The sequence below is a fragment of the SAR202 cluster bacterium genome, assembly GCA_009392515.1.
Lineage (GTDB): Bacteria > Chloroflexota > Dehalococcoidia > Lucifugimonadales > UBA6952 > UBA6952.
In genome coordinates this window covers 1-16030 of the sequence record VFGE01000038.1, presented here as the reverse complement: position 1 = coordinate 16030, position 16030 = coordinate 1, and the positions used below count along the sequence as shown (strand labels likewise).

Genomic DNA, 16030 nt, shown 5'->3' with positions numbered 1-16030 from the left:
ACTATTCATAAGTTAGAGCTTCGGCAGGATAGATTTTTGAAGCTTGTCTAGCAGGGACCCACGTTGCAATAAGGGCAAATAAAACAGTAATTGTTGTAATTCCAATAAGGTTAATCCATGGCATTTCAAATGTTAAATCTTCTACGGTTTTTCTAATTTCTTGAACTATATTCCAAGAAACTAGAGTGCCCAAACCTATTCCTACGATTGAACCTAGTATCGCTATAACCGCTGATTCGAGTAGAAATTGATATTGTATCATTTTGCGTGAATAGCCCATTGCTTTCATCATTCCAATAACTCTTCGTCGTTCAACCACTGCCCTAAAAGATATAACACCTAAAGCTGCTACTCCTACTATTAGACCTAAGCCTTGAAAGCCTTGAAATAGAAGATTAAACGCATCATCCTGTTCTCGTTGCTCGGCAAGTTGGGTAACAATTGCTGTCGCTTGCATAGAATTTTCTAAGAAAACAGTTTCGAGTTTTCTTGCTATTTCCTCATCTTGAGAAGGATCAGTTAATTTAAATCGATAAACATTTGGCGTGATATCAATTGGTGAAATGTCTTGCACTATTTTGGTATTGGTATAAATAGTTGAACTACCTTGTCCCTCAAATCCATCTAATCCACCAGCTATTGGATCTACTACTCCTATAACTCTTCGTTTGACGACATCTCCATAAACACCTTGGCCCAAAGGTAATTGTAATTCAATAAATTGACTAGTCATTTCTCCTTGTTCAGCAGCTTCTACACCATCTAATCTAAAAGCGTCTGAAGATTGAGCACCTGGGCCACCTTGATTCGCTGTTGATAAAGCATCGCCACGTATCAAAGCTAGAGTTGAATCATTAGCTAAAGCATTCCAAATTGCTCTAGAATCAGTACCATAGGCTGGATCATAGTGAGTAATTTGCAATAGATTTGTTTCCAAATAGGGATTATCAAGAGCTTTTATAGAAGCATTTTTAAATCTAGAATTATCTGTACCTTCTTGGCGAGCTTGCGCTCTAAAGTTTGTTTGACTTGCTATAACTTCGAAATCTGAAGACACAACTATATCAGAATTGTTTATCGTGGTATAAACATTTTCAATAGGAGTTTCTCTATTAATATTTGCCCTGATCTCATATCCGCCACTAACTCTTTCTGGATTATCTTGTATCTCATTTCCAAGGTTATTTAAGGTAGCGAATATTACTAAGGTAAAAATTACTAATGCAAACATAGTAACTGTTAGACCAGTACGAAAACGAGATGCCATAGGATAAGCAACAGAAATCTTAAATACTGCTTTAAAACTACTGATAACTCCAAATGTTTTGTTGCCTACCCAGACTATAATTTCAGCGTTGTACATGATAACTGTCATAACTGAAACCACCAACCAAAGACCAGGCAATACAAATGTAAGTGGAGAATCTTCCAGTTTCCCAGTTATACTCTCCAGTGTATCGAAAGGCATACCCCAGAAGATTGCCAAGGTTAAACCTGTGATACTTGCTGATAACCTGTCTATAACTCTAGGAAGTAAAGATGTGTAATTTAACATCCATCTTATGGTTAGTCCTATACCTAATAATGTTAAGCTAATTCCTGAACCGAATAATGCAGCATCCTTGTACACGGGTGCATTTTCTAATCCAAAAACTGTGAACAGTACAATTGGACCTAAAATTAACAGTGGCCAACCGGTTTTAAAGAATCTCAATATAATAGTGAGTAATTTCCATAATGTAACCAATAACCATAAAAAAATTCCACTTTGTACTGCTTGAGCTGCCACAGTTGTATCTTGTAAAACAGGAGCTACAACCGAAGAGATTAATCCAATCCAAATCAAACCTAAGATGACATTAGTCATTGTAAGTACTCTTCTGTCACGAAGCATAATAAGTGCAAGATATATTGGTCCTAGTAACCATTTAATTGAACTCAAGAATAAGGTTTTGGTTGATATTTGCTTATCTTTTGCAAACTGTTCAGGTAAGTTCCTAATAGCTACTACAATGTTGAGCTTACTGACACGATAAGAGGAAATCACAACAGTTATAAATGTTAATAACATTCCAGATGAAAATGCTAAGGCTAATGCTCTTATATTTAAGGAATATTTGATCACAAATCCGTCATCCTCACTACTAAGGGCGGATAATCCAATCGATACTAAAGAATAACTAGCTAGAACCCCGATAAGTGTACCAAGAGATGCTGCAGCTAAAGCATATGCTGTTCCTTCAAAAGTAAACATCTGAGTGAGATGAGTTCTCTTCATACCTATAGCCCGGGATATTCCCATCTCTGTGCTTCTCGAAGCTGCAAGTAAAATAAACACTAAAAATATTAATAATAAACCTACTGTTATAGAATACGTTCCAAAAATACTAAAAAATGTAGTTATAGATGTTCCGACTGTATTAGCTAATTCATTTAATCTATATTTAATAGGATCTACATTATAATCTTGAAATGTGTATAATAATGGCCCAACAGACTGTATTTCATTAGTTAGTTTTGCATCTTCTAACGCACCTAAAACTACCCCACGATTTGTTTGATCCCCCATTAATTTTATAAATTCATCACTCATTGTGCCTGAATCTAGTTCCGTAGTTAAACTATCAATATCATCTTTTATATTCTGAGGTAAATTTTCATTATCCAAAATATATTTGCTCAGAGAGTCAGTTACTTCAGTTGTTGAAAGAATATTAAATATATCAGCAGCCATCTCTTTATTTGAAAAAGCTAAATACAATTTTTCACTCAATTCCTTTGATCTTTGAATACCCTCGTCTTGAGTACCAGTCGTAGAAATTGCGATATTATTAAATTGATCGGGTCTATTGAGTATTGTTTGGAGCTCTGATATGTTCATAAGGACTCTTGGATCAGATGCAGCAAGATTTCCTCTTGCAGCAACTACAGTTATCACAAAAGGATATTTACCTGTAGGTGTTACTATATTTAATATGTCACCAACTTCAGCATCTATTTTTGAGGAAAGAGCACCAGATATGACAACTTCTCCTTCACCTAATTGAGCTAGAGAATAAGTGTTTCCATCAGGTAGATTAATATCCCCAAATCCACTTAAGTATTCTTTATCCAGTCCAAGAATTAATGTTTGTGAATTTGTTTTTTCTGTTGCAGGAAGATATACAGAAAAATCTTCGCGAATAAATGGGGCAAAACCATCAATTTCATCGTATTGAATTGTCTTAGACTTGATTGTATTGAAATCTTCTTTATCAAGGTAATTGTCCCCAAAAACAGATGATTGCGTTGAAGTTATGTATATATCTGAATTACCCAACCCTTGAAGAACAGCGTACCGAATTGAAGTTGTAACGGTATCACCTATACTTAAAGCCGCACAAATTATTGCTGTACTTAAAGTTAGACCAAACATGATAACTACTGATTGAGCTGGTCTACGTGGAATATTCCTAATTGCCATTTTTACTAGTAACTTATTCCTGAATCCCAGCACAGCAACTATTAATACAGCTACTATCATTATACTAGTTGATACACCAGCTAATATGTCTATATCTACGCCAAATAACTCTTCCATTTATAAGTCTCTATTTTCCATCATCTTCAATTAATCCATCTCTCATACGTATAGTTCTATGGCCAATAGAACCAACCTCATCAGAGTGAGTAACAATAATAAAAGTCTGATTGTTTTCTTTGTTCATTTTTCTTATTAAATCTATTACTTCATCTTGTGTCTTAGAATCTAAATTACCTGTCAATTCATCAGCCCATATGATGGCAGGATCGTTTGCAAATGCCCTAGCTATTGCAACTCTTTGTTGTTCTCCTCCAGATAATTCAGTAGGTAAATGAGTATATCGATCGGCAAGTCCAACTAAATCAAGGCGATCTTCGGCTATATTTTTGGACTTACTCTGTGAAGTGCCAGCTAATACTAAAGGTAATTCGACATTTTCACGCGCAGTTAACACTGGTAATAAATTATATGCTTGAAATACAAACCCCATATTTTTGCCCCTGAAATTTGTCAGCTGGTTATCCGACATCTGAGTTATATCTGAGTCTCTTATGATAATTTCTCCTGAATCTATTTCATCAAGTCCAGAAAGACAATTTAACAATGTAGTTTTGCCACAACCACTAGGCCCCATAATGGTAACGATTTCACCTTGATTAACGGATAACGAAACACCTTTAAGCGCCTCGACTTTTACATCTTTGGATTGATAAGTTTTGTAGACATTGTTAGCAACAATTATTTCATTATTAGACACTACAAATCCTCATTTCTAATTTCACTAAAAATTAACTTTAAATTATAACAATCTTATTCACGATTTATTAACGTTTGTATATCTATACCAAATGCATTGCCAATTCGCAAAAGCACACCTAATGTTAGATTTTGTTTCCCATTTTCGACAGAACTTATATAAGTTCTGTCGAGACCAGATTCGTCAGCAAGTTTTTGCTGATTCCAGCCCTTTAATATTCTCGTTCTTTTGACTTTCTCACCAATAAAAGAAAGATAGTCTTCTAAATTACCGTTTAAAGTAGTTGATGAAACCAAGCGTGAAGCTTCGATTATAGCGCTTGAAACATCAGATGATATTATATCCACATCGCTTATTAAGTTTTCATCTATATTATCAACTCCGGAGCCACCAAGCATAGTTACTACAGATTTATCCATTGATTTTACCGCTTTGACTATTTCTAAAACAGCAGGTAGGTTTTCTTCCAAAGTTATTGATAATACTAATAAATCAATTTCTTTTTCTCCAAGAAATTGTATGAGATCCTCTGGGGGCATTTCTGTACCCAGAAAGTGCACATTCCAACCTGAAAGTCTCATTAATTCAGAAACAACCTTAGGACCTATAAAATGTTTCTCCCCAACTGGCGTGCATATAGCAGCAGTTCCAATAATTTCTCCATTTGGAACTAGCGATTGTGTTAATCTCTCAATTTGAGAGAGGGTAACAGTTACAGCTAAATGCTCCTCTGCTATATTTAACAACCCTTTCTTCCATAAATCACCAATATTAACTAATGAAGGCATAAACATCTTCAACAAAACGTCTTTAACACTTTTGCCATCATTAATATAAGAATCAACAAGTTCGCTTACCTGATCAATCTCACCTTCAACAGCTAGGGTAATATAGCGAGACAAATTATATTCATTATTTTTGACACTATTTGATAGGGATGTCACATGCACCTCAGACATTCAGCTTGATTAAATTATCCAATACAATGTAGAATTATTATAACATATAATTAAACATTAGTGATTTATAATCTACATTAAATCACTTTTTCTGTAAAGATTAGGGGATGAATATGCATATTGCATTAACAGGCGGAACAGGATTCATAGGAAATTTTTTAACTACTAAATTCGTCGAAAATAATCATCAAGTTGTAATTCTTACAAGAAATCCAAATCATATTAAAAACCCAATACCTAAGGTTGATTACATTCCCTGGAACCCAAAAGATCCCGAATTTGAATTGAAAGGTTTAGAAAGCTCAGAAATTCTTATTCACTTAGCTGGAGAACCTTTGGTCGGGCCCCCGATAATTGGACGATGGACTAAGTCCAAAAAAAATAAAATATACGAGAGTAGAGTTTTAGGAACTCGCAATTTAATTAACTCTCTATCTCTGTCTGATCATAAAATCAATACATTTATAGGTATGATCAGTGGCATTGGTTGCTATCCTGATTCAGGAGAAAAGGAGCTAGATGAAAATTCTGAAATTAGTAATGAATGGTTAGCTGATCTTGTATTAGAGTCAGAAAATTCAATTACTGAAAATTTGCCTAATAATATTCGAAACGTAATCCTTAGAGCTGGTATTGTTTTAGGAAAGGATGGTGGCGGGTTAAAAAGATTGCTCTTGCCTTCTCGATTTGGTGTTTTAGGAAAATTTGGAACCGGTAACCAGTGGTGGTCTTGGATGGATATTGAAGATATATACAATTGCATTGCTTTCTTCATAGAAAATAAACACACTGGTACATTTAATGTAACCACTCAAAATCCTGTAAGACAAAAAGAATTTGTGAGTACTCTTTCTAAACATTTACATAGACCGAATACTACCTGGATTCCTTTTTTAGGTAACTTATACAAATTAGCCATAAAAATAATTTTAGGAGGAGTGTCTGCAGAGGTTCTATATAGCCGAAAAATAAACCCTTCTAAACTATTTCAAACAGGATTTATCTGTAAATATCCATTGTTAGCACAATCGATAAAGAAAAATTTGAACTTAGAATAACTCGGAAGGAACTGAAATTCCATCAAAGTCTTCTTCGGTAAGTGGGTTGTCAGGTACGATATCGAGTTTGCTCATGTAAAAATATAATTGTTTCAAGTGATGTACAGAGTGCCCTAACCCCAAATCCATTAACTGATTTAAAGGCATAGTTCCCATGTAAGTTTTTACTGGAGTTTTAAGGACTTCTAATTGAATATTTTCGAAAAATTTCTCAATTCTATTAATTACCGACTCCCCAAATTCAACTATAGATCGTACATCTTGAGTCTTTAAAGCATCAGTTATATACCTTTGACGGTCCTCTGCTTTATATTCACCTTGTTCATATGCAGAAATCATCATATAAGGTCTATCAAAAAGGTGAAAGGTGAATTGTCTAAGTGTTCTATCACGTTCAGGAGAAACCCAATCAATAGAATCGTCTGGAATTTGCAATGTTGCTCTTCTAGCCGCAGATAGTACTTTCATGAATTTGCCTAACATCCACTCAGCATCAGAATCAGTTATACTTACTTCTCCTAAATTTAAAGCTTCAGATAAAGAAGCGCGATCAAATCCTATTATTACTTTATCTCCAAAAGATTTAGTACCAGGAGCTAAAGTAATAGTTGTAACAGGTATAACCTTTAACCCCAAATCGTCTAATTCTTTTAAAGCTTGTGGATCTTTTGCCACATCCATAGGAATGTAATCAATATTGTTTTGCGAAAGATACTCTTTCGTCCTACCGCAAGTAAATCAACCCTGTCTAAAAAAAACTTTGACTTCCATATCAACTCCATTTTTCAAACATTAGCTATAAAAGTGATTATCTATTATCGTCTCTCAGATCCTCTGAGTCGTGGATCTAAAATATCTCTTAAAGCATCACCAAACATATTAAATGCCAGAACAACTACTGTCATTACTAATCCTGGAACAAATGATAACCAAGGATAAACAGTTAAATAATGCCTACCCTGTCCCGCCAACATTCGCCCCCAAGAAGGATCTGGAGGTGGAACACCAACTCCTAAAAAGCTCAAAGATGCTTCCGACAATATTGCAGCTGCCAATGAACCTGTAGCAATAATTAAATAAGGGGCTATACAGTTGGGCATTATATGCCTAAATACTATTCTAGCCCAACTGGCGCCTATTGAATACGCAGATTCAATATATGTTGTATTTCTAATTGATAAAGCTTGAGCTCTTACCACTCTAACTGAGCCACCAATTAAACCAATACTGATAGCTAAAACCACATTGTTTAAACTAGAACCAAAAGATGCAATTATAACCAAAGCAAAAGCTAGAGTTGGGATACTTTGCATTATATCAACAAAACGTTGGCTGATTAAATCAAACCAACCACCTAAATATGCACTAATTAAACCCCAAAAGGCACCTATACCTGTACCGATAACAACAGAAACAAAACCTACATAAACTGAAATCTGAGAGCCTGCTATTGTCATGCTTAGCAAATCTCTTCCAAACTCATCTGTACCTAACCAATATTTCCAAGATGGAGCATCAAATTTTTGAAAAATATTCATATAGAGAGGATCATGGAGTGAAATTATTTTGAAATATTCTTCTCCCTTACTTGGATCAATAAACCAATCGTTTATCAATTCTTCTATATATGAAATGCCTGCAATTACAACCACTGCAAACACTATAAATCCACCAACTGCCCCAAAAGGCTTATTTTTACAAAACCTTATAAAGCCTTGTCTCCACAATTTAAATTTTGAAACCTTAAACTCGATTCCGATTTCTTGTTCTGATGTTTTTGCATTTATCGACATATATAAACCTAATATTCTTATACTTTATGAATAACGTATCCTTGGATTAAGCCAGCCGTATAGGAGATCTATGAATAAATTTACCACGACATGTCCCGTAGTAATAATTAACACAAAATTTTGTATTACTGGATAATCTCTTAGTCTTACTGCGTCTACTGTTGCAGCACCAATTCCTGGCAAATTAAATACCGTTTCTGTTACCAATGCTCCACCAATCAAATTAGCTAATTGACTGCCTGAAATTGTAACTACTGGTATTAAGGCATTTTTCATAGCATGACGCCAAAGAACACTAATTTTCTTTAAACCTTTAGCATTAGCTGTTCGGATATAATCTTCACGAAGTACCTCTAGCATTGTTGTTCGCATCATTCTAACTTGAATAGCAGCCTGTGAAGCTCCTAATACCAAACAAGGAAAAAATAATTGCGTCATATTTACTACTGGATCGTCCCAGGGGGTTTGATAAATTATTGGAGGAAACCAATTAAACCAAGCTGCGGCAAATGTTAAAATTAAAATACCCAACCAAAAATTTGGGATAGCTAAACCTATAATACTTATGAATCTCGGGATATAATCCAATGGAGTATCTTGCTTAACTGCACTTAAAATACCAATAGGAATAGCGATAATCCATGAGAGCAATAAGGCCATAAGACCTAGCTGCAATGTCATGGGTAATTTGCGCGCCAACATCTCTGTAACAGGCTGCCGTAAAATAAAACTGTCTCCCAAATCCCATGTTGCGACCTGCCATACCCATTCACCAAATTGTTCATAAACAGGTCTATCTAAACCTAACTGAACTCGTATTTTTTCTACTTTTTCCTCGGCAACAACTTCTTCACCTTCACTACCACCCACAGCAATAAGAACTGCAACATCACCTGGAATTACCCGCATAATTGTAAATATTAGTAGCATTGCTCCCAATATTGTAGGTATACCAAGTAATAATCTTTTTATAATATATCCACGCATTTTAAAACCTTAACAAATAAAATTTCAATTTAAAAGCTAATCTTAAGACTAATTTTTTATACTTAATATGTCAATAAAATTATGGAGTTTGAATTCTATTCCACATATATATTACATTAGTTCTTTAGTAATCGTGTCGTAATACTGTTTTCTAGTAAATAAATCAATCTTATCTTGGTCTAAAACTTCAATCTCAGTGTATTGGCCATTGGCCTGTTTACCATAGCTATCATAAAGTGATTTCATAGCTGCATAAAAATGCGCATGGCCAGCTAAAATTATTCTTACATTATATTTTTTAGCCAAATCCTCTTCTGAAACTTTTTCAAAAGAAGGAGCGCTACCCAATATTAATGGTTGGTTAGTGACAGAAGAAATTGCAGCTAAAGTATCCACAGAATCAACACCAGTAAGAAATATCCCATCTATACCTAATTGGGAATATTTCTTTACCCTTTTGATTGCTTCATCTATGCCTACAAAATTTATTGCACTAGTCCTTGCAATAATGGACATAGTACTATCCTGCCTTGTACTTAATGCAGCTTTTATCTTGCCTACCATTTCATTAGAATCAATTAATTTATTACTATTTGAAGCATCATAAGGTAGAGGTAATTGGGTATCTTCTATAGTAAATGCAGAAATACCGGCATTTTCAAGCTCTTCAGTAGTTCTAGAAATATTCATTGCATTTCCATAACCATGATCAGCATCAGCGAGAACAGCTAATTTAGAATATCTTGTGATTTTTCGTATTTGGTCAGCAAATTCATCCATAGTTAACAAAATATAATCAGGAGCTCCCAAAACTGTCGCAGACGCAATAGAGCCTGCAAACATTCCTAATTCGAATTGATAATGATCTGCTATATTCGCTGAAATGGAGTCATGAATTGAAGCTGGTCGTGTAATTTGCTCCCTTTTCATTATCTCTCGAAATTTTAGTCTTTTTTCTGTGTCGTTCATTCAATTCTCCTTCATCATTTCAAGATTTTGATCTGAATTTAATTTTAAAATTCTTTAATAAATAAGCTATTAATACACCAAAGATGAATCCACCTATATGGGCCCAATATGCAACACCTGAACTACCAATAGCAGTCTGAAAAAATTGTAAAAGCATCCAAAATCCTAATAACCATAGAGCTTTTATTTGTATTACAGTGATAAAAAAAGTAAAAACAAGTGTATTAATCCTGCTATTGGGATAGAATACAAAATATGCACCTAATACACCAGCTATTGCACCACTAGCTCCAACTGTTGGGTTTTGTGAGGCCAAATCAGTTAATAAGTGGCAAACTGAAGCAAATATCCCTGCAGTAATATAAAAAACTACATAGCCAACATGACCAAATCTATCTTCTATGTTATCTCCAAATACCCAAAGATAAACCATGTTAGAAGCAAAATGGACAAAGTCGCCATGAAGAAACATAGAAGTTATAAATGTAATTAAATCAGAAAAAGGTGTTTCTATTTTATATGAGGCTATACCTGTATCTAATATTTGCAAGCTATTTCCTGTAACGATTTCAGAAGGTAACAATCCATATTGATAAAACAATACAAATTTACCCATAGTACCAATTAACAATTCATATAAGAAAACTATTGAACAAATCGCTACGAATGCTATATTAACATAAGCTGTTTTTCGAACAATTAAATCTGGATCTGATACTGGTAACAATTTTCAATCTCTATGATTAATTTTAACCCTAATAAATTACAACTTTAAAGTAAATGCAGGATCAATATTCCCCAAGCTAGAAATATCTACTTCGGAAAAATTCTGATTTATTCTATTAACATCTTTAATTGTATTTTCTATTCGGTCCTCAGTAATATCTATACCCGTTATTTTTGAAAAAACCTTAAGATCTGCGACGGTTAACTCATCATAATTAGAATTTGGCATTGTACTTCTTCCTTTGTTTTTTTATATCGTCATAGGCTGCATTAATTTCTTTCATTTTATCTTCAGATAGTTTCCTTAAATCTGGCCCCATATTTAAGGTTTTGTCAGGATGAAATTGTACTACAAGTTTTTTATAAGCAGTTTCAACTTCTGAATCATTCGAAAATGGAGAAATATTTAATACTTTATAAGGGTCTTTTGGCGCAAATCCAAATCCTGTTCTTGACCTATTATAATTGCTACTATAACCAGATTTGCCCATTCTTCCAAATAGGTACTGAAATATTTTTCCAAGAACCCAGTAAATAATAATAAATCTAAACATGCTTAAAACTATCTCCATAACCAATACCATTTTTTAAATACTTTTTATAAATTCTACTACCTCACTCGTAAAAGCGTCAAAGTTATCATGTACAATAATATGGCCTGCATTTTTCACAACTTTTATAACAATATTAGGTAACAACTCTTTGAAAATATTTTGTTGATCTTCTCCAACAATAGAACTTTGATCACCGATCAATAATAATAAAGGTGCTTGTAAAATTTTTACATACTCCCAAAGATCTAAAGGAACAAAGTCTTTTTGTATATTTGGATCTCGTTTGTATATGTATTTGCCTTGCTCATTAAGTTTCGTTAAGTATTTTGCTTGATGTTGAAAAACAGAGTATGGAGCTAAAGTATTGTTACCTTTTAAAGAATTCGCACACTCATCTAAATTTGCAAATTCAGGATCTCCTGAGGCTATACGATCAGCAAAACCTTGTGCTATTGTAGCAGGCCTTACTGCACCTACATCTTCCATAATTACTGAATGAACCAAAGAAGGATTTTTTGCAGCAAAAACCAACCCTACTCTGCCACCTAATGAACCTCCAAGAACTATTATGTTTTTTAAACCCATATTATTTGCTATCTGTTCAACATCATAAGCATAATGTTCTGTAGTGTATTCTCCTTCATTAGCCCAATCACTATCGCCATGGCCTCGCATATCTATTGCTATAACATAAAAATTATCACTCATAGACGATGCAAAACTATCCCAAGTTCTAGCCTGACTACTAACATGGTGTAACAAAATTAAAGGTTGGTTTTTAGGATCTCCCCATTCTACAATATGTATGTTTATATTATCTGAATTTATATATCTCTCTCGAGGTAAATTGATTCCCATTTTTATTCCTTTGTTTTCTATATATATTCTAAAATGAAGGTATAATTTTATCCTATTCAAGGTAAAGAAAAAATAACAAAACTAATAAATTATTTCTGTTTAATCGAACCAAAAAAGAAACTTTACCAAAACTGTATCTAATAACTTGATCATTATTTTACAGCATGATAACCTCTCAGGAATTACATTTTGTTTGTAGATTTTATCATGTAAATTAAATGTTTTTCTAGCAAGTTTTAATGGTTTGTAACTTGCTAAATATCAAGGTCTTTTGTTAAAAATTTTAACAATTACCTTAGGTTTGGAAAGGAGATTGCAATGAGGTCTTGTGTAACTCAGGTTTCAATTATTAGTGACGGAACTTATAAGGAAGATGGTGGAGTTATATTCGGACAACTACCTAAATCTAGATGGGATCAAATGACCGCAGTCGATCGAAAAAACCGGGTAAGTTTAGGATTAAACTGTCTACTTATACAAAATGGAAAAGAATGTATTCTTATCGATACTGGCATAGGCACAAAAGAACCTGAGCCAGTTAAAAGTAGTTATGGCCTTGGCGCTAGTCGTTTAAATAGAGAACTGAAATCACGCGGAATAAACCCTAAAGATGTATCAACAGTTATATTAACAAGTTTACACTTTGACCACTCTGGCGGCAGCACTCGAATTGATAGATCAGGTGAAGCTGTACCTACTTTCCCTTATGCTAAATATTATGTTCAAAGGAATGCTTGGGAAGAAGCTATTTCTCCTAATGAACGAACAAAACATTACTACCATCAAGATGATTTCTTGCCTTTAGAAGAAAGAAATCAAATAGAATTTCTAGATGGGGATCAAAATGTAGTTCCAGGCATATCAGTCAAGGTTACAGGAGGCCACAGCAGTGGACACCAGGTAGTTCTAATTAATTATGGTGGTGAAAAAATTGCATATCTTGGCGATTTAATTCCAACTCATATGCATCTTGACCAAGGATTAATTTCATCAATAGACCGATTCCCTGAAGAAACATTATATGGCAAAGAGTCATTAATAACTAAAGCCGAAGAAGAAGGTTGGTTAATTGTTTTTTCTCACGGTGTTGATCCAAAATCCGGGTATATTGAAACAAGAAAAGGGTCTACTTTATTTAGGCCTATCCAATTTGGAACTAATAACTAAACAGTTCCAATAAGATAATCAGATTCTACACGATCTATATTAATGTAAGAGATAGAGTTTTGAAGTAGTTGTTCAGATTTAGTATAAACTCTGGAATAGGTGTCTGAAAGACCCGTCCAATACAATTCAGAATTCATAACTTTAGCATTTTCCCATAAAACTTTAAGAGAGGTCCCTACTAACTCATTAAGATATTGTTGTTGATACTGCCTAGAAAGTGTTTCAAGGCGTTTTGACCTCTCTTTTATTACTTTATTATCCACGAAACTATCTGAGTAATACGCAGATGTTCTAGGTCTTCTGGAATAAGGGAAAATATGAATTTTTGAAAACATAGCATCATTGCAAGTTAGAATTGTATTTCGAAACATATCTTCGTTTTCTTCAGGAAAACCAACAATAATATCAGTAGTTATTGATGCACTTGGTATTGTTTCTCTTACAAATTCCAATGACTTTAAAAATTCTTCCGAAGTATAACGTCTTCTCATTTTTTTAAGTATATAATCATCACCGCTTTGTAAAGGAATATGAAAATGCGGACACAATCGTTCATTTTCCCACAAACTTAATAAGTCTACAGAAAATTCCTGTGGTTGAACTGATGAAAGTCGAATTCTCTCCATTGAAGTTTCTCTCAAAATGGACTTAATCAATATAGGAAGGTTAATATTAGTAAACTCAAAACCATAAGTGCCTAATTGAGTTCCAGTTAGTACCACTTCCTTGTAACCTTCTAATGAAAGCTGATTTATTTTATTTATAAGATCGATTAAACTCACACTTCTCTCTCTCCCACGAACTGTCGGAACAATACAATAAGCACAAATTTGATCACACCCCTCTTGAATTTTCAGCATCGCCCTTGTCCTATGGATTTGACCGATAGTAGACAGAGAAAAAGTATTTACTTCGTTGTTATTTTGATCTAGTAAATTAATAACATTTTCTACTAAATCACTTTTTGAGGAATTACCCAAAACCAAATCTATTTCAGGCATATTATTTAATTTTTCATGGGCCCATTCCGCATAACATCCAGTTGCTATAATTAAACAATTAGGATTATTACTTTTAGCTTTTCTCAAAGCATTACGAGCCTTTCTATCTGCAATATGTGTTACGGTGCAAGTATTAATAATACATGCATCTGCATCTATAATATTATCAGTCAGATAGAATCCCTTACGCAAAAATTCGTTTGAAATATTTTGTGTATCTGCTTGGTTTAATTTACATCCATGTGTTTCAATATATATATTCAATTAAATACCTATGTTATCTAGATAGTGTGGCAATTAAACTTACTAAAGACCTAACCCCGAAACCTGTGTGTCCAGCAACTTTATAATCTTTTGTTGATGCTAATCTTGCCATACCTGCTATGTCCAAATGAATCCACGGTGTATCTCCCACAAATTCTTGAATAAATTTCCCAGCAGTAATACTACCTGCTGGTTGACCACCTGTATTTTTCATATCTGCATATATACTATCTAATTGAGTTCTATAATTATCAAATATCGGGAGTTGCCAATATTGTTCACCAGTAATTATAGAAGTAGCTATTAGTTGATCAATAAGCTCCTGGTTATTACCCATTACTGCAGCAGAATCATTTCCTAAAGCAACCACAGCTGCACCAGTTAATGTTGCAACGTCAATTATTGATGTGCATCCTTGCTGTATGGAGTATTCAATAGCGTCTCCTAAAACTAACCGTCCTTCAGCATCGGTATTATCAACTTCAACATGTTTTCCATTCATCATGGTAATAATATCTCCAGGACGCATAGCACCACCTCCAGGCATATTTTCTGCAGAAGCGACAACTCCTAAAACATTTATAGGAAGATTCAATTTTTTAATAGCAATCATTGCACCAATTACTGCTGCTGCACCCGCCATATCTCCTTTCATAGCTCCCATATTTAGTGGGGGCTTTAGAGAAATACCTCCCGTATCAAAAGTTATACCCTTACCACATAGTGCGATTTTTTCGGCTGAGCTAGGATCACCAACATGTTCCATTACTATCAATCTTGGCTCTTCATGGCTTCCTGCAGATACCCCTAAGATACCCCCCATACCTAATTTTTGAATTTCTGATTTATCAAGAATCGTACAATCTAAACTAATCTCACTTGAAAAACCCTTAGCTCTATCAGCAAGCTCTCTTGGAGGAAGAATATTGCCGGGCTCATTTCCTAAATCTCTAGCAATGATGGCAGATTCTGCTAATATTAAGCCATCATTAATACCATCTTCAATAAGTTGAACTTTTTGATCGTCATTTTCAATTATTTGTAAATCTTCAATTGTTTCAGTAATTGATGAGGATTTATATTTAGAAAATTGATAAGTTCCTAACAGTGTTCCTTCAGTAATAGCTCCGGCACATAATTTAGGATCTAATCCTGCAATACCAGCTCCGTGACAAATTGTAGCTACTTTACTTATCTTGATCTTTCGTAATTGCCGCATAGCAATTGCCATAACTTGACGAATAGAGTCATAGTTAAATTTTTCTTGTTTTCCTAATCCGCAAACAATTATTCTCTCGAATTTAAATTCTCCAAAAGTATGAATGATGGTAATTTCGTTCTTTTTCCCCGTTATTTCACCAGATTTTATAAGTCTCGAAATTTTGCCACCTGTAAGAGTGTGTATTGTTCCGGT

At 34.1% G+C, this 16030-nt stretch carries 15 protein-coding genes; 2 read left to right on the top strand and 13 right to left on the bottom strand.

What is annotated here, in order from left to right; all coding sequences use genetic code 11:
• Position 1: 1 nt before the first annotated feature.
• From FI695_05890 to FI695_05880, 3 genes are read right to left on the bottom strand one after another with little or no spacing between them, the layout of a single operon-like run.
• The gene (locus FI695_05890; GenBank protein MQG51493.1) at positions 2–3580 is read right to left on the bottom strand and encodes an FtsX-like permease family protein; all 3579 of its coding nucleotides are present in this window, start codon (positions 3578–3580) and stop codon (positions 2–4) included.
• Between the two features lie 10 nt (positions 3581–3590).
• Positions 3591–4280, bottom strand: coding sequence for an ABC transporter ATP-binding protein (locus tag FI695_05885; GenBank protein MQG51492.1), 690 nt, complete (start codon positions 4278–4280; stop codon positions 3591–3593).
• Between the two features lie 53 nt (positions 4281–4333).
• On the bottom strand, positions 4334–5239 hold the full coding sequence (locus FI695_05880; GenBank protein MQG51491.1) for a helix-turn-helix domain-containing protein: 906 nt from the start codon (positions 5237–5239) through the stop codon (positions 4334–4336).
• 107 nt (positions 5240–5346) lie between these two features.
• Between FI695_05880 and FI695_05875 the strand changes: the two genes are divergently transcribed.
• Positions 5347–6297: a TIGR01777 family protein gene (locus FI695_05875; protein ID MQG51490.1), complete on the top strand. Its 951-nt coding sequence runs from the start codon at positions 5347–5349 to the stop codon at positions 6295–6297.
• Here the strand turns inward: FI695_05875 and FI695_05870 are convergent.
• From FI695_05870 to FI695_05835, 8 genes are all read right to left on the bottom strand, one after another.
• A complete protein-coding gene (locus tag FI695_05870; GenBank protein ID MQG51489.1) occupies positions 6289–6972 on the bottom strand; it encodes a DinB family protein in 684 nt (227 codons plus the stop codon). The genes FI695_05875 and FI695_05870 overlap by 9 nt on opposite strands.
• A gap of 140 nt (positions 6973–7112) precedes the next feature.
• Positions 7113–8090, bottom strand: coding sequence for an ABC transporter permease (locus FI695_05865; GenBank protein ID MQG51488.1), 978 nt, complete (start codon positions 8088–8090; stop codon positions 7113–7115).
• A gap of 24 nt (positions 8091–8114) precedes the next feature.
• Complete coding sequence (locus FI695_05860) at positions 8115–9077, bottom strand: ABC transporter permease (protein MQG51487.1); 963 nt, start codon at positions 9075–9077, stop codon at positions 8115–8117.
• Positions 9078–9188: 111 nt separating this feature from the next.
• Positions 9189–10046 (bottom strand): isocitrate lyase/PEP mutase family protein, encoded by an 858-nt coding sequence (locus FI695_05855; GenBank protein ID MQG51486.1) that lies wholly within the window; start codon positions 10044–10046, stop codon positions 9189–9191.
• Between the two features lie 19 nt (positions 10047–10065).
• On the bottom strand, positions 10066–10773 hold the full coding sequence (locus FI695_05850) for a rhomboid family intramembrane serine protease (GenBank protein MQG51485.1): 708 nt from the start codon (positions 10771–10773) through the stop codon (positions 10066–10068).
• Positions 10774–10809: 36 nt separating this feature from the next.
• Positions 10810–11001, bottom strand: coding sequence for a hypothetical protein (locus FI695_05845; protein MQG51484.1), 192 nt, complete (start codon positions 10999–11001; stop codon positions 10810–10812).
• Positions 10988–11356, bottom strand: a complete 369-nt coding sequence (locus FI695_05840) for a J domain-containing protein (protein ID MQG51483.1) — start codon at positions 11354–11356, stop codon at positions 10988–10990. Before FI695_05840 ends, FI695_05845 begins: the two co-directional genes overlap by 14 nt.
• 3 nt (positions 11357–11359) lie before the next feature.
• Positions 11360–12184, bottom strand: coding sequence for an alpha/beta hydrolase (locus tag FI695_05835; GenBank protein ID MQG51482.1), 825 nt, complete (start codon positions 12182–12184; stop codon positions 11360–11362).
• 318 nt (positions 12185–12502) lie between these two features.
• Between FI695_05835 and FI695_05830 the strand changes: the two genes are divergently transcribed.
• Entirely contained in the window at positions 12503–13351 is an 849-nt protein-coding gene (locus FI695_05830) for an MBL fold metallo-hydrolase (protein MQG51481.1), read from the top strand.
• On the opposite strand, the gene mtaB is transcribed toward FI695_05830, so the two are convergent.
• The gene (gene mtaB, locus FI695_05825; GenBank protein ID MQG51480.1) at positions 13348–14616 is read right to left on the bottom strand and encodes a tRNA (N(6)-L-threonylcarbamoyladenosine(37)-C(2))-methylthiotransferase MtaB; all 1269 of its coding nucleotides are present in this window, start codon (positions 14614–14616) and stop codon (positions 13348–13350) included. The genes FI695_05830 and mtaB overlap by 4 nt on opposite strands.
• A 13-nt stretch (positions 14617–14629) precedes the next feature.
• Positions 14630–16030 (bottom strand): leucyl aminopeptidase (locus FI695_05820; GenBank protein MQG51479.1); only part of this gene is annotated, 1401 nt, incomplete at its 5' end.

What these genes read in the sequence shown, in the direction of transcription:
- FI695_05855 (MQG51486.1), bottom strand. Translation starts at nt 10,046, where the DNA reads ATGAACGACACAGAAAAAAGACTAAAATTTCGAGAGATAATGAAAAGG.
- FI695_05875 (MQG51490.1), top strand. Translation starts at nt 5,347, where the DNA reads ATGAATATGCATATTGCATTAACAGGCGGAACAGGATTCATAGGAAAT.
- FI695_05835 (MQG51482.1), bottom strand. Translation starts at nt 12,184, where the DNA reads ATGGGAATCAATTTACCTCGAGAGAGATATATAAATTCAGATAATATA.
- FI695_05845 (MQG51484.1), bottom strand. Translation starts at nt 11,001, where the DNA reads ATGCCAAATTCTAATTATGATGAGTTAACCGTCGCAGATCTTAAGGTT.
- FI695_05880 (MQG51491.1), bottom strand. Translation starts at nt 5,239, where the DNA reads ATGTCTGAGGTGCATGTGACATCCCTATCAAATAGTGTCAAAAATAAT.
- FI695_05830 (MQG51481.1), top strand. Translation starts at nt 12,503, where the DNA reads ATGAGGTCTTGTGTAACTCAGGTTTCAATTATTAGTGACGGAACTTAT.
- FI695_05865 (MQG51488.1), bottom strand. Translation starts at nt 8,090, where the DNA reads ATGTCGATAAATGCAAAAACATCAGAACAAGAAATCGGAATCGAGTTT.
- FI695_05890 (MQG51493.1), bottom strand. Translation starts at nt 3,580, where the DNA reads ATGGAAGAGTTATTTGGCGTAGATATAGACATATTAGCTGGTGTATCA.
- FI695_05840 (MQG51483.1), bottom strand. Translation starts at nt 11,356, where the DNA reads ATGGTATTGGTTATGGAGATAGTTTTAAGCATGTTTAGATTTATTATT.
- FI695_05860 (MQG51487.1), bottom strand. Translation starts at nt 9,077, where the DNA reads ATGCGTGGATATATTATAAAAAGATTATTACTTGGTATACCTACAATA.